Origin of the sequence: Kosakonia sp. S57 (assembly GCF_016516575.1) — a bacterium.
GTDB lineage: Bacteria > Pseudomonadota > Gammaproteobacteria > Enterobacterales > Enterobacteriaceae > Kosakonia > Kosakonia cowanii.
The window spans coordinates 26,262-45,080 of the sequence record NZ_JACVUL010000027.1; the positions used below are offsets into that span (position 1 = coordinate 26,262).

General features: G+C 57.3%; 19 protein-coding genes. 5 read left to right on the forward strand and 14 right to left on the reverse strand.

Annotated elements, in window-relative coordinates; all coding sequences use genetic code 11:
• Positions 1 to 2: 2 nt before the first annotated feature.
• Together rluC and IAE48_RS21135 are read right to left on the reverse strand one after the other, a co-directional pair.
• Positions 3 to 956: a 23S rRNA pseudouridine(955/2504/2580) synthase RluC gene (rluC, locus tag IAE48_RS21130; protein WP_200135505.1), complete on the reverse strand. Its 954-nt coding sequence runs from the start codon at positions 954 to 956 to the stop codon at positions 3 to 5.
• A gap of 108 nt (positions 957 to 1,064) precedes the next feature.
• Positions 1,065 to 1,457 (reverse strand): hypothetical protein, encoded by a 393-nt coding sequence (locus tag IAE48_RS21135; protein ID WP_139567097.1) that lies wholly within the window; start codon positions 1,455 to 1,457, stop codon positions 1,065 to 1,067.
• A 71-nt stretch (positions 1,458 to 1,528) separates the two neighbouring features.
• On the opposite strand from IAE48_RS21135, the gene rne reads away from it, so the two are divergent.
• Positions 1,529 to 4,762: a ribonuclease E gene (rne, locus tag IAE48_RS21140; RefSeq protein WP_200135506.1), complete on the forward strand. Its 3,234-nt coding sequence runs from the start codon at positions 1,529 to 1,531 to the stop codon at positions 4,760 to 4,762.
• Between the two features lie 40 nt (positions 4,763 to 4,802).
• Here rne and IAE48_RS21145 read toward each other — a convergent pair whose 3' ends face one another.
• Positions 4,803 to 5,702: a LysR family transcriptional regulator gene (locus IAE48_RS21145; protein ID WP_370569043.1), complete on the reverse strand. Its 900-nt coding sequence runs from the start codon at positions 5,700 to 5,702 to the stop codon at positions 4,803 to 4,805.
• A gap of 173 nt (positions 5,703 to 5,875) precedes the next feature.
• Between IAE48_RS21145 and IAE48_RS21150 the strand changes: the two genes are divergently transcribed.
• Complete coding sequence (locus tag IAE48_RS21150; protein ID WP_200135508.1) at positions 5,876 to 7,087, forward strand: MFS transporter; 1,212 nt, start codon at positions 5,876 to 5,878, stop codon at positions 7,085 to 7,087.
• Between the two features lie 84 nt (positions 7,088 to 7,171).
• Here the strand turns inward: IAE48_RS21150 and flgL are convergent, their stop codons facing one another.
• The 11 genes from flgL to flgB form a co-directional block, all read right to left on the reverse strand.
• Entirely contained in the window at positions 7,172 to 8,140 is a 969-nt protein-coding gene (gene flgL, locus IAE48_RS21155) for a flagellar hook-associated protein FlgL (RefSeq protein ID WP_200135509.1), read from the reverse strand.
• A 14-nt stretch (positions 8,141 to 8,154) separates the two neighbouring features.
• Positions 8,155 to 9,804 carry a flagellar hook-associated protein FlgK gene (flgK, locus tag IAE48_RS21160; RefSeq protein WP_128483196.1) on the reverse strand — a complete coding sequence of 550 codons (1,650 nt, stop codon included), beginning with the start codon at positions 9,802 to 9,804 and terminating at the stop codon, positions 8,155 to 8,157.
• A gap of 75 nt (positions 9,805 to 9,879) precedes the next feature.
• Entirely contained in the window at positions 9,880 to 10,857 is a 978-nt protein-coding gene (gene flgJ, locus IAE48_RS21165) for a flagellar assembly peptidoglycan hydrolase FlgJ (RefSeq protein ID WP_094420235.1), read from the reverse strand.
• On the reverse strand, positions 10,857 to 11,954 hold the full coding sequence (locus tag IAE48_RS21170; protein WP_023481768.1) for a flagellar basal body P-ring protein FlgI: 1,098 nt from the start codon (positions 11,952 to 11,954) through the stop codon (positions 10,857 to 10,859). The genes flgJ and IAE48_RS21170 overlap by 1 nt, the downstream gene beginning before the upstream one ends.
• A 12-nt stretch (positions 11,955 to 11,966) precedes the next feature.
• Positions 11,967 to 12,665 carry a flagellar basal body L-ring protein FlgH gene (locus IAE48_RS21175; RefSeq protein ID WP_023481882.1) on the reverse strand — a complete coding sequence of 233 codons (699 nt, stop codon included), beginning with the start codon at positions 12,663 to 12,665 and terminating at the stop codon, positions 11,967 to 11,969.
• Positions 12,666 to 12,722: 57 nt separating this feature from the next.
• Complete coding sequence (gene flgG, locus IAE48_RS21180; protein ID WP_023481502.1) at positions 12,723 to 13,505, reverse strand: flagellar basal-body rod protein FlgG; 783 nt, start codon at positions 13,503 to 13,505, stop codon at positions 12,723 to 12,725.
• Between the two features lie 15 nt (positions 13,506 to 13,520).
• Positions 13,521 to 14,276: a flagellar basal body rod protein FlgF gene (locus IAE48_RS21185; protein WP_094420236.1), complete on the reverse strand. Its 756-nt coding sequence runs from the start codon at positions 14,274 to 14,276 to the stop codon at positions 13,521 to 13,523.
• A gap of 20 nt (positions 14,277 to 14,296) precedes the next feature.
• The gene (gene flgE / locus IAE48_RS21190; RefSeq protein WP_200135510.1) at positions 14,297 to 15,574 is read right to left on the reverse strand and encodes a flagellar hook protein FlgE; all 1,278 of its coding nucleotides are present in this window, start codon (positions 15,572 to 15,574) and stop codon (positions 14,297 to 14,299) included.
• A gap of 27 nt (positions 15,575 to 15,601) precedes the next feature.
• Entirely contained in the window at positions 15,602 to 16,288 is a 687-nt protein-coding gene (gene flgD / locus IAE48_RS21195) for a flagellar hook assembly protein FlgD (RefSeq protein WP_094420237.1), read from the reverse strand.
• An 11-nt stretch (positions 16,289 to 16,299) separates the two neighbouring features.
• Positions 16,300 to 16,704: a flagellar basal body rod protein FlgC gene (flgC, locus tag IAE48_RS21200; RefSeq protein WP_023481372.1), complete on the reverse strand. Its 405-nt coding sequence runs from the start codon at positions 16,702 to 16,704 to the stop codon at positions 16,300 to 16,302.
• Between the two features lie 4 nt (positions 16,705 to 16,708).
• Positions 16,709 to 17,125: a flagellar basal body rod protein FlgB gene (gene flgB / locus IAE48_RS21205; protein WP_023481616.1), complete on the reverse strand. Its 417-nt coding sequence runs from the start codon at positions 17,123 to 17,125 to the stop codon at positions 16,709 to 16,711.
• 157 nt (positions 17,126 to 17,282) lie between these two features.
• Here flgB and flgA point away from each other — a divergent pair, with 157 nt between their 5' ends.
• The 3 genes from flgA to flgN all read left to right on the forward strand — a co-directional run bounded on the left by flgA (position 17,283) and on the right by flgN (position 18,754).
• Positions 17,283 to 17,942, forward strand: coding sequence for a flagellar basal body P-ring formation chaperone FlgA (gene flgA / locus IAE48_RS21210; RefSeq protein ID WP_094420238.1), 660 nt, complete (start codon positions 17,283 to 17,285; stop codon positions 17,940 to 17,942).
• A 91-nt stretch (positions 17,943 to 18,033) separates the two neighbouring features.
• Positions 18,034 to 18,327 (forward strand): flagellar biosynthesis anti-sigma factor FlgM, encoded by a 294-nt coding sequence (gene flgM, locus IAE48_RS21215; RefSeq protein ID WP_042714118.1) that lies wholly within the window; start codon positions 18,034 to 18,036, stop codon positions 18,325 to 18,327.
• Positions 18,328 to 18,331: 4 nt separating this feature from the next.
• A complete protein-coding gene (gene flgN, locus IAE48_RS21220) occupies positions 18,332 to 18,754 on the forward strand; it encodes a flagella biosynthesis chaperone FlgN (protein ID WP_023481860.1) in 423 nt (140 codons plus the stop codon).
• The last annotated feature ends 65 nt before the right edge of the window (positions 18,755 to 18,819 follow it).

Below are 18,819 nucleotides of genomic sequence, written 5' to 3' on the forward strand. Positions count from 1 at the left end.
CGTTATTTTGCGTTACGCAGCGTCGTCAGGCAGTGTTTAAGGGCGTTGTCGAGGGGCGCTTCGATGCGCAGCGTCTCGCCGGTTGCCGGGTGGGTGAACTTCAGCGCCGCCGCATGCAGGAAGAGGCGTGATAAGCCGGTTGAGGCAAGCTGCTTATCAAACTCCCGGTCGCCGTAGCGATCGTCAAAGGCAATGGGATGCCCGGCATGCTGGGTATGAACGCGGATCTGATGCGTACGCCCTGTTACCGGGCTGCAACGTACCAGCGTGGCGAAAGCGTAGCGCTCTTCCACTTTGAAGCGCGTTTCCGACGGTTTACCTTCGCTGTTAACCCGTACGATGCGCTCACCACTCTGCAGAATATTTTTCAGCAGCGGTGCCTGCAAGGTTTTCACGTGGGATTGCCACTGCCCGCGCACCAGCGCCAGATAATCTTTCTGCATCTCTTTACCGCGCAGCTGCTCATGGAGCGAACGCAGCGCCGAACGCTTTTTCGCTACCAGCAGCACGCCGGAGGTGTCGCGATCGAGGCGATGAACCAGTTCGAGGAAGCGCGCTTCCGGGCGCAACGCACGCAGCCCTTCGATCACGCCAAAGCTGAGGCCGCTGCCGCCGTGTACCGCGGTGCCCGAGGGTTTATTCAGCACCAAAATATGATCATCTTCGTAGAGGATGACGTCGTTAAGCTGGGCGACCTTTTGCAGGTGCGGCGAAACTGCCTCTTCTTCTTTTTCGGCCACGCGTACCGGCGGGATGCGAATTTCATCGCCATCTTCCAGTTTATATTCTGGTTTTACGCGCTTTTTGTTCACACGTACTTCGCCTTTACGCAAAATACGGTAGATCATGCTCTTCGGTACGCCCTTCAACTGCGTACGCAAAAAGTTATCAATGCGTTGCCCCGCTTCGTCTGCGGTGATAGCAACAAATTTTACGGCTAATGTCTCAGTTTTCATGGGAGGCGATTCTAAATAGCCACGCTGAATAGCGCCACTCATTTTTATATGCTTATATTGACTATTACATTCGGTAAACAGCGTTTCATACAGTTGATTCGGTGGTTATTAAACCAATCTCCGGGCAAAGGTGAAGAAACTGTGAGTAACCGGGTGATAAATGGTAAAAGTCAGCTTGCTATAACAGGGTTCGCAGGGAATAATGTTGCCGTTTTCCGTGTTGAATTTTGCTAAAACAAGTAAATGAGCGGAATGACCAGTTTTGCCTGTCCGATCATACACGCAGCAATGGCGTAAGACGTATTGATCTTTCAGGCAGTTAGCGGGCTGCGGGTTGCAGTCCTTACCGGTAGATGGAATCTTCTCTGGAGAGTTTTTCCCAGGCTGTTCCCCTGATAATTGCGCTGTATTTTCCACAGGAAATGCAGGCAACCGACACACTGCGCCTCTTAAGCGAGCGATAACCGTGAGGTTGGCGACGCGTAATAGACTCGAGGCCATCGGTTCTCCCCGGAAAGGCAAAATCTTGCCCGCAGCTTAGTCGTCAATGTAAGAATAATGAGTAAGTTACGATGAAAAGAATGTTAATCAACGCAACTCAGCAAGAAGAGTTGCGTGTCGCACTTGTTGATGGGCAACGTCTGTACGACCTGGATATCGAAAGCCCCGGGCATGAACAGAAAAAAGCCAATATCTACAAAGGTAAAATCACCCGCATTGAACCGAGCCTTGAAGCTGCCTTCGTTGACTACGGCGCTGAACGTCACGGTTTCCTCCCCCTCAAAGAGATCGCTCGCGAATACTTCCCCGCCAACTACAACGCGCATGGCCGTCCGAACATCAAAGATGTGCTGCGTGAAGGCCAGGAAGTTATCGTCCAGATCGACAAAGAAGAGCGCGGCAACAAAGGCGCGGCGCTGACCACCTTTATCAGCCTCGCCGGTAGCTACCTCGTTCTGATGCCGAACAACCCGCGCGCGGGCGGCATCTCCCGCCGTATCGAAGGCGATGACCGTACCGAGCTGAAAGAGGCGCTGTCTAGCCTTGAACTGCCGGACGGCATGGGTCTTATCGTGCGTACCGCAGGCGTTGGCAAATCTGCCGAAGCGCTGCAGTGGGATCTCAGCTTCCGCCTGAAACACTGGGAAGCCATTCAGAAAGCCGCAGAGAGCCGCCCGGCTCCGTTCCTGATTCACCAGGAGAGCAACGTTATCGTTCGCGCTTTCCGTGACTATCTGCGCCAGGACATTGGCGAAATCCTGATTGATAACCCGAAAGTGCTGGAGCTGGCTCGCCAGCATATCGCCGCACTGGGTCGTCCGGATTTCAGCAGCAAAATTAAGCTCTACACCGGTGAAATCCCGCTGTTCAGCCACTATCAGATTGAGTCGCAAATCGAATCCGCCTTCCAGCGTGAAGTGCGTCTGCCGTCAGGCGGCTCGATTGTTATCGACAGCACCGAAGCGCTGACCGCCATCGACATCAACTCCGCTCGCGCAACCCGCGGCGGCGACATTGAAGAGACGGCGTTCAACACTAACCTCGAAGCGGCAGATGAGATTGCCCGCCAGCTGCGTCTGCGCGACCTCGGCGGCCTGATCGTTATCGACTTTATCGACATGACTCCGGTACGCCACCAGCGCGCGGTTGAAAACCGTCTGCGTGAAGCGGTACGTCAGGATCGTGCACGTATCCAGATTAGCCATATCTCCCGCTTCGGCCTGCTGGAGATGTCCCGCCAGCGTCTGAGCCCGTCGCTGGGTGAATCGAGCCATCACGTCTGCCCGCGCTGTAGCGGTACGGGCACCATCCGTGACAACGAATCCCTGTCGCTCTCCATTCTGCGTCTGATTGAAGAAGAAGCGCTGAAAGAGAACACCCAGGAAGTGCACGCCATTGTGCCGGTGCCTGTTGCCTCGTACCTGCTGAACGAAAAACGTGCCGCCGTCAGCGCTATCGAAGCCCGTCAGGGCGGCGTGCGCTGCGTCATCGTGCCGAACGATCAGATGGAAACGCCGCACTACTCGGTGCTGCGCGTACGTAAAGGCGAAGAGACGCCAACTCTCAGCTACCTGCTGCCGAAGCTGCATGAAGAGGAGATGGCGCTGCCGTCTGAAGAGGAGTATGCCGAGCGTAAACTGCCTGAGCAGCCTGCCCTCGCCACCTTTGTAATGCCGGATGTGCCGCCTGCGCCGCAAGCCCAGGAGCCAGCGCCTGTAGCACAGGCACAGCCTGCCGCTGCCACTACCGCAGCACCGGGTCTGTTTGGCCGCATCGTCTCTGCCCTGAAAAACCTGTTTGCTGGCGAAGAAGCGCCTGCGCCGGTTGAAGTGAAGGAAGAGAAGAAAGAGGCGAAACCTGAGCGTTCGCAGGAGCGTCGTAAACCGCGTCAAAGCAACCGTCGCGACCGTAACGATCGCCGCGATTCGCGTGACTCCCGTAGCGAAGGCAACGAGGGGCGTGAAGGACGTGACAACCGCGACAATCGTGATAACCGCGAAGGTCGTGAGAACCGTGAAGGTCGCGAAGATAATCGCCGCAACCGTCGTGAAAAACCGCAGCAGAACGCGGAGAATCGCGAGCCGCGCCAGAACACCGTCGTTGACGAGTCGGATAAAGCGAAAACCCGCGACGAGCAGCAGCCGTCACGTCGTGAACGCAACCGCCGCCGTGGTGATGATAAACGTCAGGCGCAGCAGGAAGTCAAAGAGCTGAACCGTGAAGAGCTGAACCGCGAAGAGCAGCCTGCTCAGGAAGCGGAGCAGGAAGAGCGTGTTCAGGTGATGCCGCGCCGCAAACAGCGCCAGCTGAGCCAGAAAGTGCGCATCGATGATAACCGTGCTGAAACCGTTATCGACGAAACCGTCGCAGAGACCGCGCCAGAGGAGCAGCATACTCAGCTCGCGAAAGTCGATCTGCCGGCTGTGGTTGAAAACGCCCCGGTGCTGGAGCAGGAAGAGAACGGTGAAGCGCGTGAAAACACCATGCCGCGCCGCTCACGCCGCTCCCCGCGTCACCTGCGCGTTAGCGGTCAACGCCGCCGTCGCTACCGTGACGAGCGCTACCCGGTACAGTCCGCCATGCCGCTGACTATCGCCTGCGCCTCGCCGGAGATGGCGTCCGGTAAAGTGTGGGTTCGCTATCCGGTGCCGCGTGCGCAGGACGAGCAGCAGGAGATCCAGCACAACAGCGCGCTGGAAACCGAGCAGCAGCATGCAGCAGAGCATGAAGTTGCCCCAGCCGTAGCTGAAGCCCAGCTGGTCACCACCCCGCAGGCTGACGTTGTTGAGCCGCAGGCACCGGTCGAAACCGCAGCTCCCAGCGAGCAGCCAGAAGTGGTTGAACCGCAGGCAGCGGTTGCAGAGCCAGCTCCGGTCGAGGTTGAAACGACCCATCCGGCAGCGATCTCTGCCCCGGTAGACGAGCAGCCGCAGCTGATTGCTGAGGAAGATTGCCCTGTCGCAGAGCAGGTTGCTGAAGAGGCCGAGCCAGTGAAAGAGGAGGCTACGCCTGCACCGGTTGTTGAAGACGTTGCTCCGGCGAAAGTTGAAACTCCAGTGCAAGCTGAAGTTCCTGCTCCGGTGAAAGTTGAAGCCCCTGTAGCGGTGAAAGCTGAAACAGCTGCGCCGGTGGTTGCAACCGCGCCGATGACTAAAGCGCCGGCCCCTGCGTATGTACAGGAAGCACCGCGCCACAGCGACTGGGTTCGCCCGGCGTTCAACTTCGACGGTAAAGGTTCTGCGGGCGGTCACAGCGCCACGCATACCGCCACCGCGCCGGCGACCAAACCGCCAGCGGTTGAGTAAGTAAAACGCTGCAACAAGCCGACCTCCGGGTCGGCTTTTTTTATGCCCGCATTTCCGGCTGGCGCATCCCGCTCAGCCCCGGCATCACTTCCCGCATCAGTTGCAAGAATTTACGCAGCCGCGCGGGGTAGTAGCGCGCCCACGGATAGACAAGGTGAACCGGTAATGGTGCCGCCTGCCACTGTGGCAGCAGCGTCACCAGACTGCCGCTGCGGATATCCTCTTCCACCGCCCAGCTGGAGATTAACGTCACCCCCAGCCCGGCGAGTGCCGTATTGCGCGCGGCGTAAAGACTGTCGGTAAACAAGCGTGGAGAGATGGCTACCTGCACCTGCTCATCATCCTGCGCGTACAGCGTAATTTGATGCTGATAGAAGGTACTCAGCGCCACCCACGGTAAGTTGCCCAGCTGCTGCGGTGTCTCAATAGCCGGAAAGCGTTCCAGCAGCGCGGGCGACGCCACCAGACTGCGCGGCACTTCTGCCAGCAGCACCGAGACGGTAGCCGGATCGACCTCTGCCCCGACGCGAATGGCGCAATCGATATTGGCACTAAGAAAGTCGACGGTTTTATCATTCAGCATCCACTCCACCGTCAGCTGCGGATGACGCTCAAGAAATTGTGTTAGCGGCACCAGCAGCTGCTGCTGACCAAAAGCATGCGGGGCGCGCACCCGCAGCATGCCGACCGGTTCGTCGTCGGACTGGCTGAGATCATCCTCCAGCGCCACCCAGGCATCTGCTACCCGTTTAGCATGTTGATAACAACGCTCGCCGTCATCAGTGAGCTTCATGGCATGGGTGGTGCGCAGCAGCAGCTTGACGCCAAGCAGCGTCTCCAGCGATTGCAAACGACGGCTGACGGTTGCCTGCGTTGTCTCCAGCTGGCGGGCCGCCGCCGACAGCGAGCCTGCTTCCACAATGCGGATAAAGGTCCGCATTAAGTCCACCCGGTCTATACGCTCTTGTCGCCTCATAATCTTTATGCCTATACGTTTCACGTATAACCGTTTTACCACTGCGCTGACTACCGCGCCAGCGCGCCATGGGTAAAAATGCGCTCACACCGTAGCCTGACTACGCATTCACAGCTTTATCTCTTCGGGGACACCATATGAACCATCAATCGCTCTCTGCCCGTATGGCAAACGGCATCTTTTTTGCGCTGGCGCTTGGCGCAGGATTCAGCGTCGCGGCCATCTACTACTCGCAGCCGCTACTGCCGCTGATGGGCAGCGATCTGCATCTGACCATCAACGGCATGGGGCTGGTACCGACGCTCACTCAGGCCGGTTACGCGCTCGGCATTCTCTTTCTGCTGCCGCTGGGCGACCGTCACGATCGCCGTCGCTTAATTGTGGTGAAAAGCGCAGCGCTGGCGGTGTTACTGCTGGCCTGTAGCCTGACCAGCCACCTGCCCTCACTGCTTATTGTCAGCCTGTTAATCGGCATGGCGGCGACCATGGCGCAGGATATTGTACCGGCCGCGGCGATCCTCGCTCCGGCGGGCAAACAGGGGAAAATGGTCGGCACGGTAATGACCGGCCTGCTGCTCGGTATTTTGCTCTCGCGTACGGTCAGCGGCTTTGTCGGCGCGGCGTTTGGCTGGCGTGTGATGTATCAGCTCGCGGCGGTCAGCATTGCACTGATCGGCGTCTTAATGTGGTCAGTCTTGCCGCGCTTCGCTACTCACTCCACGCTGAGCTATCCGGCACTGATGCGCTCAATGGCGCATCTCTGGCAGCGCTACCCGACGCTGCGCCGCGCGGCGATGGCGCAGGGCTTTTTATCCATCGCCTTTAGCGCCTTCTGGTCGACGCTGGCGCTGATGCTGCTTGAGCACTATCAGCTGGGCAGCGCGGTTGCCGGAACATTCGGGATTGCCGGTGCTGCAGGGGCGTTAGCCGCGCCGCTGGCGGGAGGCCTTGCGGATAAAGTGGGCGCAGAGCGCGTGACGCAGCTCGGTGCCGGGCTGGTAACGATCTCCTTCGCCCTGATGTTCCTGTTGCCTGCCCTGCCGCCCCATGGCCAGCTGGCGCTGATTGCCCTCGCTGCGGTCGGGTTTGATCTTGGCCTGCAATCAAGCCTCGTCGCGCATCAAAATCTGGTTTATAGCCTGGAGCCGCAGGCGCGGGGACGTCTCAATGCGCTGCTCTTTACGGGGGTGTTTATTGGGATGGCGCTGGGTTCCGCGCTGGGAAGCAAGCTTTACGCTGTCGCTTCATGGCAGGGGGTGGTGGTACTGGCGAGCGTATCGGGGCTTATCGCACTGCTGATTCGTCTCTTCGATGCCCGTAAGCTTGAGCAGGCGAAGCAAAACGCATAGATAAAAAAAGGCCCGCTCTGGAGAGACAGAGCGGGCATAGCAGACATACTCCAGTTTCAGGATATGCCCAAAGTAAAAAGGTTATTAACGATTCATCTGGAACAGTGACATACCCTGCATATCGGTGAAGGCTTTATAAGAAGCCTGCAACGCCGCTTGTTGCATGGTGTAAGAGGAGATCACCGAGTTCCAGTCAGCATCGATCAGATCGCTCTTCTGCTGCTTTAACGACAGTGCACGATCGTCGCCAAGCGCATCGAGGGTATCCAGTTCGTTAAGCTGAGTACCGAGTTCAGCACGCACACTCAGCACGTTGTTCAGGGAGTTGCCCAGACCACGGCTGGTTTTATCCACCACGGCCTGCGCTGCGGCTTTCGCCGTATCGTCGCCCGCTACCGGCGTCTTCAGCGCTGCAATTGCCGTGTCGAGCATTTTGAACAGATCCGTCTCCGGCGCAGGCGCAACGCCTGTAGCAGGATCGACAGGCTCTTTGGTCGCATTACTGGTAACGGAGTTGAATACCTGGTCACCGGTATGGGCGATCACCATCGTACGCGCAGCATCAACCTGCTGGGTAATGGCGTCGGTACCGCCGCTGTAGTTGCCTGTGGCATCGTACGGCTTGTTTTCAGTGCGGTAACCACCAAAAATGTAGCGACCGTTACCGTCGGTGCTGTTCGCGAGGTTCAATAACTGATCGCGAAAGCCCTGCAGCTCGGCGGCTACTGAAGCGCGGTCATCATCACTCAGCGAGCCGTTGCCCGCTTTCACGATGCTGCTCTGTGCGCCTGTGACGGCAGTAGTTACCTGCTGCAACACGCTCTCTTCGAGGGAAACTTTCTGCTTCGCGAAGGTGCGCGCCGTATCGTACTGCGTGTTTTGCGCCTGCGCCTGGGAGATCACTACCGCCTGCGAGGCGGCAATCGGATCATCAGACGGGCGGTTAACACGCTGACCGGTTGTCATCTGCTCGCCGTATCCTAACCATTTGCCCTGAGCATTGGTTACGCCGCGCATATTTTGTTCGTACATCATTTGCGTGCTAATACGCATGACTCACCTCTTACTTAACGAATGGCCAGCAGGGCATCAAACAACGAGCTTGCGGTCTTCAGCACCTGGGCGTTAGCCAGGTAATACTGCTGAAAACGCTGCAGGTTGCCGTACTCTTCATCGAGGTTTACCCCGGAGATAGATTGCTGCTGGTTGCTCAACTGGGTCACGACGTTAGTCTGTGTCGCGCTGCTAGTTTTCAGCGTCGAGGTTTTGTTCCCGACATCGCTCACCAGCGTGGCATACGAATCGTTAAAGGTTTTGTTCCCGCCGACCACTTTCGCGCTCTGCAGCTTTAACAAATCCTGACCGTTGCGGTTGTCGCTCGCGCCGTTACCGGCCGCGCCCGCCATGGCGATTTTCGACTCATCGGTCACCGCCACGCTCATATTCACAATCGCGTTGCTCACCGGACGGATGGTGAAGCTGTCATCTTTTTTCGCGCCGGTAGAGCCGTTATTGATGGAGACTTTCAGGCCATCAAAATTGAGCGTGCCGTCTGTCGTATCCGGCGTTACCGCGATGGTGGTGTTATTGGAGAGACGCGTGACGTTCCACTGCGTGCCGTCAAAAGCCACTTTATAGTCGGTCGCCTGTACCGCAGAGCTGTTGGTTACGGCCGCAGTCAGCGTAGCGTCGCCGCTGTTTTTGCTGTTCGACGTGGCAGAAGGCCCGCCAATATTGAAGAACTTCTCACCCGCATCGCCGTCTGCGTCAAAGCCTTTAACGTGCTGCTGGTTAAAGGAGTCGGCGAACGAGAGCGCCAGCTGGCCCAGCGTATTACGCGCCTGGTCCAGATCCTGCGTGCGGAATGAGAGCAGGCCGCCGAGTGAACCGGTGGTCACCTGCTTTTCCGGGATCTCGACATTGCCGGCAATCTTATCGACATACGCCAGCGTGGTACGTGCCGGATCGGCGCTGGAAGGCACCGCCGCCAGTTGACGCGCTTCCTTACCCTGCACCAGAGTAATGCCGTTACCCATGCTGACGTTATAGCTGCCATCCTGGGTGCTGACTTCCACACCCACGACTTTGTTCAGTTCGCTGACCAGCTGATCGCGCTGATCGAGCAGGTCGTTTGGCGATGAGCCTGCACCTACCGCCGTCAGTTTAGAGATCTGCTGGTTGAGGTTGGCGATCTGCTTCGAGTAGTTGTTGATCTGATCAACGCTGGTGGCGATAGATAAGTTGACCTGTTTATCCTGGTCACGCAGATACTGATCGGCCACTTTAAACTGGTTTACCAGACCGTCGGCTTTGCCGAGCAGCGCCTGGCGCGACGACGGATCGGAGGCGTTACTCACCAGCGTCTGCATGCTGGAGAAGAAGCTCTGCAGGCTGCTCGACAGGGAGTTGGTGGTATCCGACAGCACATCGTCAATTTTTGACATCTGCTCGTAACGCGTGGTCAACCCGCTGTTCTGGTTTTGCGCCGCGCGCAGCTGGTTGGTAATAAAGGCGTCATACTCACGCTGAACGCCAGTCACGGTGACACCATTGCCCACGTAGCCGCTACCAGTCAGCGTGCTGTTCGAACTGGTCAACACCGTCGTCTGACGGGTATAGCCCGCGACGTTATAACTCGCAATGTTATTACTGGCGGTATTGAGCGCGGCCTGGGCTGCGCTAAGCCCGCTCATTGCGCTGTTAATCAAACTGGACATGGAGGTTCCTTATACACTTTCAGACATGAGTCCTGTTGAAGATTATCGGCAACCCTGAGTGAAACTTGAGACGTTTTAGAACAGATTTTGTGTATCTGTGCTGTACGCCTTGCTCACTTTCTCACCCATCGATTTAAGCTGCTGGATCATTGAGGTCAGCTTACGGGCATAGTGCGGATCGGTGGCGTAACCGGCGCTCTGCAACGCCTGTGCGCCCTGCTCCGCCGTTGCCGCGGTGGTTACCGCCGCGTAACGTTTGTTGCGCGTCAACATGCCGACATAGTCGGAGAGCGCTTCAAGGTAAGAGCTATACACACGGAATTTGGCTTTCACCTTCACCGCCTCACCGTTTTCATACTCGGTGGTGGTGATTTCGGTCGTCGGCCCTTTCCAGCTTGAGGTCGCTTTCACGCCGAAGATGTTGTAGCTCGGCTCGCCGTTCTCACGCGGGATCTGCCGCTGGCCCCAGCCCGATTCCAGCGCAGCCTGCGCGAGGATCAGGTGGTGCGGCACGCCGCTCTGCTGGCTCGCCAGCCGCGCCGGGAGCGAAAGCTGGGCGAGGAAGTCTTTACTGTCGCCGGAGAGTGCCTGCCCGCTACCCGCTTCGGAAACGTCATCGGCATCCGGTACTTTGGGTATCGCTTTGCGCACAAGCTGTGTGAGCGCCTGGTTTTGATAGGTGTTGACGGTCTCCAGCGGGAACTTCATCGGCACCTGCTGCATCTGGTCAGCCGGATCGACCGGCGCCTGATCGCCGGTCATCTGTTTCACCATCATATCGGCGAGACCGAGGCCTTTACCGGCGGTCATCTGCTGAGCGATCTGCTGGTCATACATGCTGGTATACAGCCGCGTTGAATCACTGCTGAAAATCCCGTCTTTCGGTAACGCTTCGCGCATGCTTTTCAGCATCATCTGCACGAACATCCCCTCCACCTGACGCGCCACCGGGCGCAGGTTGGCAGCCGGATCCTGTCCGGCTTTTGACTTCAGTTCATTCAGCGATTGCGCGTCCCATGCCGCGCTGGTCAACATTCGGCTGTCGGTCAACATTAGATGATCTCCAGTTTCGCACGCAGGCAACCGGCGCTCTGCATTGCCTGCAGAATCGACATCAGCTCCATTGGCGAGGCACCCAGGGCGTTAAGGGCACGCACAACGCTATTAAGATTGGCGCTGGAGCGTACGCTCTGCAGCGAGCCGCCGCTCTGGCGCAGGTCAATCTGCGTTTGCGGTGTTACCACGGTCTGGCCGCCGCCAAACGGTGTATTCGGCTGGCTAACGTTGTTCTGCTGGTTGACGGTGACCGAGAGGTTACCCTGCGCAATGGCGCAGCTATCCAGCGACACTTCGCGGTTCATCACCACCGAGCCGGTACGCGAGTTAACAATCACTTTCGCATCCTGCTGCGTGGTGCCGACTTCCATATTCTGGATATCCGCCAGCGCACGAACCTGAGAGCTGCCGCCGGAAGAGACGCGCACCTGAACGGTACGGCCATCCAGCGCGGTGGCGCTGCCATAACCGCGTGCGCGGTTGATGGTGTCAGCAATCTGCTGCGCCATGGTGAAGTCTTCCTGGTTCAGCTGCAGGTTGATGCTGTTCGTGGCCCCGAACTGGTTCGGCAACTCACGCTCAATCACCGCGCCGCCGGTAATGCGACCACCGTTAAGCTGGTTGACCTGCACGCTGCTGCCGCCGGCTGATGCGCCCGCGCCGCCAACGAGGATGTTGCCCTGCGCCAGCGCATAGACCTGGCTGTCGACGCCCTTCAGCGGGGTCATCAGCAGCGTACCGCCGCGCAGGCTTTTGGCGTTACCCATTGAGGAGACCACCACGTCGATGGTCTGCCCCTGGCGGCCAAAGGCCGGAAGCTGCGCCGTGACCATGACTGCCGCCACGTTTTTCAGCTGCATGTTGGTGCCCTGCGGGACGGTAATACCCATCTGCGAGAGCATGTTGTTCAGCGTCTGGGTAGTAAACGGTGTCTGGGTGGTCTGGTCGCCCGTACCATCCAGGCCAACCACCAGCCCGTAGCCAATTAAGGAGTTTTCACGTACGCCCTGTACACTGGTGAGATCCCGGATACGGTCAGCCTGGGCGAAGGTCGCCATCAGCACTAACACCATACCAGTCAAATATTTAAACATTGTTCACCCCGGTTACATCGGCGATAAGTTAAGGAAGAAACGCTGCAGCCAGCCCATATTCTGCGCTTCGTTGATGTAGCCGTTGCCGACGTACTCGATGCGCGCGTCCGCCACCTGGGTGGAAGGAACGCTGTTGCTGCCGCTGATGGTGCGTGGGTTCACGACACCGGAGAAGCGGATGAACTCAGTGCCCTGGTTGATGGCAATCTGTTTTTCACCCACAACATGTAAATTGCCATTGATCAGCACCTGATCGACGGTCACGGTCAACGTGCCGCTAAAGGTGTTACTGGCGTTGGCGCCGCCTTTACCCCCGAAGGAGTTGCTGCCCGAGGCACCCAGATCGGCACGAGCATTGCCAAACAGACCTTCGAGATAACGCGGTGTGGTGTCTACGCCAAAACTGGCTTTACCATCACGACTGGCGTTGGCCGACGAGCTCTTGCTGGCGCTCACGTTTTCCTGCAGTACGATAGTCAGCGTATCGCCAATGTTGCGCGGACGACGATCTTCAAACAGCGGCTGATAGCCGTAGTTAATCGGCTGCGCGGTCTGATAAATCGAGCCATTGACCACCGGAATGGGGCCGGGCATCGGTTGAGCTGTCGTTGCCCCCTGCACCAGTGGTGTAGAAGGGACCCAGGCACACCCGGTCAGGGTTAATGCCACTAAAGCCATTATCGGGTAGCTGCGGACGGCGTATTTTTGCATTGCATTCATCTTCGAGATCAGGGTTCCGGTGCGGCGGTTACCGCACCGGATAACGCCTTAGAGTTGCGTCAGTTTTTGCAGCATCTGATCGGTGGTCGATACTGCTTTACTGTTAATTTCGTAAGCGCGCTGAACCTGGATCATGTTCACCAGCTCTTCCGCGACGTTTACGTTGGAAGTTTCCACAAATCCCTGGTAGAGCAAACCTGCACCGTTCAGGCCAGGCGTGGTGCCGTTTGGCGCGCCGGAAGACTGGGTTTCGGTGTAGAGGTTCTCACCAATGCTCTCAAGCCCGGTGTCGTTCATAAAGGTGGTGAGGTTTAACTGGCCAACCTGCACCGGTGCTGCCGCGCCCTGCTGCGTCACGCTGACCACACCATCGCGACCGATGGTGATGCCCAGGCTGTTCGCCGGGATGGTGATTGCCGGTTGCACCTGGAAACCGCCTGCTGTTACCAGCTGGCCGTTCTGATCCACCTGGAAAGAGCCGTCGCGGGTGTAAGCAGAGGTGCCGTCCGGCAGCAGAACTTCAAAGAAGCCCTGGCCTTTAATGGCGACATCTTTGCTGTTGTTGGTCTGAGACAGGTTGCCCTGGCTGTGCAGACGTTCGGTGGCGACCGGACGCACACCGGTACCGATCTGCAGACCGGAAGGCAGCGTTGTCTGTTCAGATGATTGCGCGCCTGGCTGGCGGATCGTCTGGTACATCAAATCTTCAAATACCGCACGCTGACGCTTAAAACCATTGGTGCTGACGTTCGCCAGGTTGTTGGCGATGACATCCATATTGGTTTGTTGGGCGTCGAGGCCGGTTTTTGCGATCCATAATGAACTGATCATATGTAGTCCTGTTTATTAGCCCATTGACAGCAATTGGTTAGCACGCTGCTCGTTTTCATCGACGCTGCTGATGATCTTCATCTGCATTTCGAAACGGCGCGCACTGGCGATCATATCGGTCATCGACTCGACCGGTTTCACGTTACTGCCTTCCAGTACGCCAGACTGCACGCGAATGGAGGGGTCAGGCTGCAACGTTGCGCCACGGGTCGCCTGCGCGCTCTGGCTCAGACGGAAAAGACCGTCATCACCGCGCACTATTTCGCGCGGTTCTGCTTTTACCAGCTTCAGCTTGCCGACAGGCGCGATGGTATTCGCCGCGTCGCCAGGGTTGAGCGCCGAAATCGTACCGTCGGCGGCGATGGTGACCTGCGCCCCTTCCGGTACGGCGATCGGACCGCCTTCGCCAATCACTGGATGGCCCTGAATCGTCAACTGACCGGTCGGGCTCACCTGGATATTGCCGTTACGGGTGTAACCTTCCGAGCCGTCCGCCGTTTGCACTGCCAGCCAACCATCCTGCTGCAACGCCACGTCAAGCGGGCGTGAGGTGTAGTCCAGTTGACCCGGCGTCATATCGGCGCCAGGCGTGGAGGCCACCACCAGCGTGCGGGTAGGCAGAGAAAGCCCCTCTACCGGCACCGCACGCAGCGCGTTCAGCTGGGCGCGAAAGCCCGGTGTGGAAGCATTCGCGAGGTTGCTGGCGGTGACAGCCTGCTGATTCAGCGTCTGGCTGGCTGCGCCCATCGCGGTATATATTGCGTGATCCATTAAGCCGTCCCGTCAGTCGATTAACGCAGGTTAACCAGCGTGTTAAGGATCTGGTCCTGGGTTTTGATGGTCTGCGCGTTCGACTGATAGTTACGCTGCGCGACGATCATGTTGACCAGTTCTTTACTCAGATCCACGTTTGAGGCTTCCAGCGCGCCGTTAGTCAGCTTGCCGAAGTTACCAGTGCCAGCGGTGCCGAGCAGCGCAACACCAGAGGAGTTGGTAGCGGACCAGACGTTGTCACCCTGAGACTGCAGGCCTTCGTTGTTGGCGAAGTTCGCCAGCACGATCTGACCCAGCAGCTGCGACTGTTCGTTGGAGTAGCTACCGACAACGGTGCCGTCATCGTTGATGGCGTAGCTCACCAGTGAACCCGGCGCGTAACCGTTCTGGTTGATAGCCACTACACCGCTGGTGCCGGTGTTCTGCTGCATTGAGTTCAGGAAGCTCAGGCTGAAAGTGCCCGGCGCAGAACCGTTCAGGCTGGCCAGGTTGATATCGATCTGCGGCTGAGCGTTAGCGGTCGCCGACAGGTTCCAGGTACGCGGAGAGGTCGCCGGAGAGACTTCGGTGTAGTTGTTGACCGCAGAGAGCGTACCATTGCTGGTAAAGGTCATCTGCGCGGCTTTCTGGTAAGAAGAGCCCGCTACGCTGGAGTCCTGGGTGTAGACATCCCATTTGTTGGCACTGTTTTTAACGTAGTAAACGTCAACGGCGTGGGAGTTACCCAGGCTGTCATAGGTGGTGACAGTGCCTTTTTTGTTGTAGGAGTCTGAGTTCGTCGGATCGAACGGGCTAACCGTCGGGGTGGAGTCCGTTGAGTTCAGGTTCATCTGCATCGCCGCCGTGGTGGTGGCTTTCGCCGCCATCAGGGTGTTCGGGATGGTGATGGCAGACGGGTTCGCGCCGCTCTGCACCGCAGGCGGTGTGCCGGCTACCGGGAAACCGGTCACCTGCATACCCTGCATGTTAACCAGGTTGCGGTTTTCGTCGAGTTTGAACTGACCGTTACGGCTGTAGTAAACAGAACCGTTGCTGTCGGTCACACGGAAGAAACCGTTGCCGCTCAGCGCGACGTCGAGGCCACGACCGGTGTTGGTGGTGGTGCCGTCAGCGAAGTCCTGAGTAATACCAGCCACTTTAACGCCGAGACCTACTTTAGAACCGGCAAACATATCGGCGAAGGACGCAGATCCGGATTTAAAGCCATAGGTGGCGGAGTTGGCAATGTTGTTACCAATGACATCGAGGTTGGTGGCCGCAGCATTCAGGCCGCTGACCGCTTGTGAAAAGGCCATGACTTACTCCTGATAAGTATGAAGGCTTTAAATAATCTGTCGTACTTCGTCGAGTGTGGTACTTCCGTAAGTACCTAAATCCAGTGTGCTTCCCTTGTCGCCGCGGGTCACACCCTGTACCAGCGCAAACTGCAGCGGTTGTGCAACCAGCTGCGTTGTGCCGGAGCTGGCCGCGATAGACACCGTATATGAGTTATCCGGTGCTACGCTGCCATCTGTCATTTTGCCGTCCCAACTGAAGGTGTGGACGCCAGCTTTCAGACCGCCGAGTTCAATAGTCCGTACCGGCGTACCGCTCTTATCGCTCACGATGGCGGTCACTTTGTCGGCAGTCTGCGTCAGTTCTACGCCAAACGGCGTGGATGTTCCTTTGCCCACCAGCACGGTCTGTCCCGGGATCATCACGCCGTGACCAATCAGGGTGCTCGCCTGCAGCGACTGATTGTTATCAAGCTGTCCGGAGATGGAGCCGAGGGTGGTATTCAGTTTCTCAATCCCGCTTACGGTGCTGATCTGCGCCAGCTGCGTGGTCAGCTCGTTGTTCTGCAGCGGGTTGGTGGGATCCTGGTTCTTTAACTGCGCAACCAGCAGCGTCAAAAAGCTGCCCTGAAGGTCGGATGCGCTGTTAGTGCCGGTAGCCGTGGTACCGGACGTTTTGCTGGTCGTCGAGACGCCGTTGTTAATCGGGTCGTTAATATTTACGCTGATAGACATACGGGGCCCCTTTACTGACCGAGAGTGAGCGTTTTGAGCATCATGCTCTTCACGGTGTTCAGCACTTCAACGTTCGCCTGGTAGCTGCGCGACGCGGACATGCTGTTGACCATTTCGCCCACGACATCGACGTTAGGCATTTTTACGTAGCCGCTTGCATCTGCCAGCGGATTACCAGGTTCATACACCAGCTTGTCCGGCGCCTGGCTTTCAATCACATCCGCCACTTTTACGCCGCCCGTTGCCTGGCCCGGTGCTGCATCGACCTGAAAGACAACCTGTTTAGCGCGATACGGCTGGCCATCCGGTCCGGTTACGCTGTCGGCGTTTGCCAGGTTACTGGCGGCGACGTTCATACGTTTGGACTGTGCGGTCAGCGCGGAGCCTGCGACATCAAAGATATTCAGTAATGCCATTTAATTAGTTCCCCTGTTGCAGAACACTCATCATGCTTTTGATCTGCCCGCCCAGCACGGTCAACCCGGTCTGGTATTTGACGCTGTTGTCGGCGAACTGGGTACGTTCACGATCCATATCGACGGTGTTGCCATCCAGCGATGGTTGATCGGGAATGCGATAAAGCAGATCGGTAGACGGGCCGGTCATCGCCTGCGCCGGAATGTGGCGCGAAGAGGTGAGCGCCAGCGATACACCGCTGCCTTCAGCCCGACCGCGCTCCATCACTTTTTTTAATTCACTGGAAAAATCCATATCGCGCGCCTGAAACCCTGGGGTGTCGGCGTTAGCAATATTTGCTGCCAGAATCTCCTGGCGCTGGGCGCTCAGGTTCAGCGCTTCCTGTTGAAAGCGCAGTGCGGCATCAAGTTTATCGAGCATGGCTCCCTCACTGATGACAATTATTTAGCCAACAGCTTAAATCGCCCCTTGCAAACTTATCGTTGGAATAAGGGCAAAATGCGTCGCTATTTTTTGCGTTGATAGATTTGCAAAGCGGTTAAAATCTCCTCATCTGGTTCAACAGGCATGTTTTGCGATGAAGACGTTGAAAGGCGGTGTAGCCGCAATCTTATTGTTATTAAGCCCCTTTTCTCAGGCAGCGGATCTGCAGGCGCAACTGACGTCGCTTTTCGCCCAGCGTCTGGCTGGCTTTAGCGATGAGGTGGTGGTAAACATTCGCACCCCGCAAAGCCAGTTACCGGCGTGCGATCAGCCTACCCTGAGCGTGGTGGGCGGCGCGAAGCTGTGGGGCAATATGAATGTGATGGCGAACTGCGCGGGCACGAAACGCTTTGTGCAGGTCGAAGTCCAGGCGACCGGCAACTATGTCGTGGCGGTGCAGCCTGTTGCACGCGGCGCGACATTGCAGCCCGGCAGCGTGGCGTTACAGCGCGGCCGCCTCGATCAGTTGCCGCCAAGAACCATGCTCGATATCAACATGGCGCAGGATGCGGTAAGTTTGCGCGATCTGGCGCCGGGTCAGGCAATTCAGCTCTCAATGGTGCGTCAGGCATGGCGGATTAAAGCCGGCCAGCGCGTACAGGTTGTAGCGTCCGGAGATGGCTTTAGTGTGAACAGCGAAGGTCAGGCGATGAACAATGCGGCAGTGGCGCAAAATGCGCGTGTTCGCATGGCTTCAGGGCAGATAGTTAGCGGTACGGTTAATTCTGATGGGAATATTCTTATTAACCTATAAATTGCTTAAAGAACTAATGCTATCTGCCGATAAGTTAGTAAGACTGAAGAAATCTGGCCCGAAACGCCGCGAACCTCAATGAGGAAACATTATGAGCATCGATCGTACCTCTTCCCTGAAGCCGGTTAACACCGTTCAACAGCGTGAGACTAACGAAACCCAGACGCAGAAAGCGCGTCAGGAAACTGCCGCGACGGCAAACAGCACCAACGTCACGCTCAGCGGTTCCCAAACCAAGCTGATGCAGGCGGGCGCTAACGACATCAATATGGAACGCGTTGAAAAACTGAAAACCGCGATTCGTAATGGTGAACTCAAAATGGACACCGGCAAAATTGCTGATGCCCTGATTAACGAAGCGAAGAGTTACTTACAGAGTAAATAACCGTATGAATCGACTGTCAGATATTCTTGATCAAATGACAGTTATCCTGAGCGCTCTGAAAGACGTGATGGATACTGAGCAAAAACAGCTTTCCGTTGGCCATCTCAATGGCAGCGCGCTACAGCGCATTACGGAGGAGAAAAGCTCCTTGCTCGCGACGCTGGACTACCTTGAGCAGCAGCGTCGTGCCGAACAGAAAACGCAACAAAACGCCTCTGGCGATGTTGCCAATCGCTGGCAGATCATCACGCAGAAAACGCAGCATTTACGCGACCTCAACCAGCACAACGGCTGGCTGCTGGAGGGGCAAATCGCGCGCAACCAGCAGGCACTGGAAGTCCTGAAACCGCATCAGGAACCGAGCCTCTACGGTGCGAATGGCTATGCCTCATCCGCCAATCGCGGCGGCAAGAAGATCGCGATTTAGTCCGACGATAGCGTGAGCACGCCGTCGTAAACAGGCCAGGGTCTCCCCTGGCTTTTTGCGTTGCT

What these genes read in the sequence shown, in the direction of transcription:
- IAE48_RS21170 (WP_023481768.1), bottom strand. Translation starts at nt 11,954, where the DNA reads ATGTTTAAATATTTGACTGGTATGGTGTTAGTGCTGATGGCGACCTTC.
- rne (WP_200135506.1), top strand. Translation starts at nt 1,529, where the DNA reads ATGAAAAGAATGTTAATCAACGCAACTCAGCAAGAAGAGTTGCGTGTC.
- IAE48_RS21135 (WP_139567097.1), bottom strand. Translation starts at nt 1,457, where the DNA reads ATGGCCTCGAGTCTATTACGCGTCGCCAACCTCACGGTTATCGCTCGC.
- IAE48_RS21185 (WP_094420236.1), bottom strand. Translation starts at nt 14,276, where the DNA reads ATGGATCACGCAATATATACCGCGATGGGCGCAGCCAGCCAGACGCTG.
- IAE48_RS21150 (WP_200135508.1), top strand. Translation starts at nt 5,876, where the DNA reads ATGAACCATCAATCGCTCTCTGCCCGTATGGCAAACGGCATCTTTTTT.
- flgB (WP_023481616.1), bottom strand. Translation starts at nt 17,125, where the DNA reads ATGCTCGATAAACTTGATGCCGCACTGCGCTTTCAACAGGAAGCGCTG.
- flgL (WP_200135509.1), bottom strand. Translation starts at nt 8,140, where the DNA reads ATGCGTATTAGCACGCAAATGATGTACGAACAAAATATGCGCGGCGTA.
- flgK (WP_128483196.1), bottom strand. Translation starts at nt 9,804, where the DNA reads ATGTCCAGTTTGATTAACAGCGCAATGAGCGGGCTTAGCGCAGCCCAG.
- flgE (WP_200135510.1), bottom strand. Translation starts at nt 15,574, where the DNA reads ATGGCCTTTTCACAAGCGGTCAGCGGCCTGAATGCTGCGGCCACCAAC.
- flgM (WP_042714118.1), top strand. Translation starts at nt 18,034, where the DNA reads ATGAGCATCGATCGTACCTCTTCCCTGAAGCCGGTTAACACCGTTCAA.
- IAE48_RS21145 (WP_370569043.1), bottom strand. Translation starts at nt 5,702, where the DNA reads ATGCGGACCTTTATCCGCATTGTGGAAGCAGGCTCGCTGTCGGCGGCG.
- flgG (WP_023481502.1), bottom strand. Translation starts at nt 13,505, where the DNA reads ATGATCAGTTCATTATGGATCGCAAAAACCGGCCTCGACGCCCAACAA.
- flgC (WP_023481372.1), bottom strand. Translation starts at nt 16,704, where the DNA reads ATGGCATTACTGAATATCTTTGATGTCGCAGGCTCCGCGCTGACCGCA.
- rluC (WP_200135505.1), bottom strand. Translation starts at nt 956, where the DNA reads ATGAAAACTGAGACATTAGCCGTAAAATTTGTTGCTATCACCGCAGAC.
- IAE48_RS21175 (WP_023481882.1), bottom strand. Translation starts at nt 12,665, where the DNA reads ATGCAAAAATACGCCGTCCGCAGCTACCCGATAATGGCTTTAGTGGCA.
- flgN (WP_023481860.1), top strand. Translation starts at nt 18,332, where the DNA reads ATGAATCGACTGTCAGATATTCTTGATCAAATGACAGTTATCCTGAGC.
- flgA (WP_094420238.1), top strand. Translation starts at nt 17,283, where the DNA reads ATGAAGACGTTGAAAGGCGGTGTAGCCGCAATCTTATTGTTATTAAGC.
- flgD (WP_094420237.1), bottom strand. Translation starts at nt 16,288, where the DNA reads ATGTCTATCAGCGTAAATATTAACGACCCGATTAACAACGGCGTCTCG.
- flgJ (WP_094420235.1), bottom strand. Translation starts at nt 10,857, where the DNA reads ATGTTGACCGACAGCCGAATGTTGACCAGCGCGGCATGGGACGCGCAA.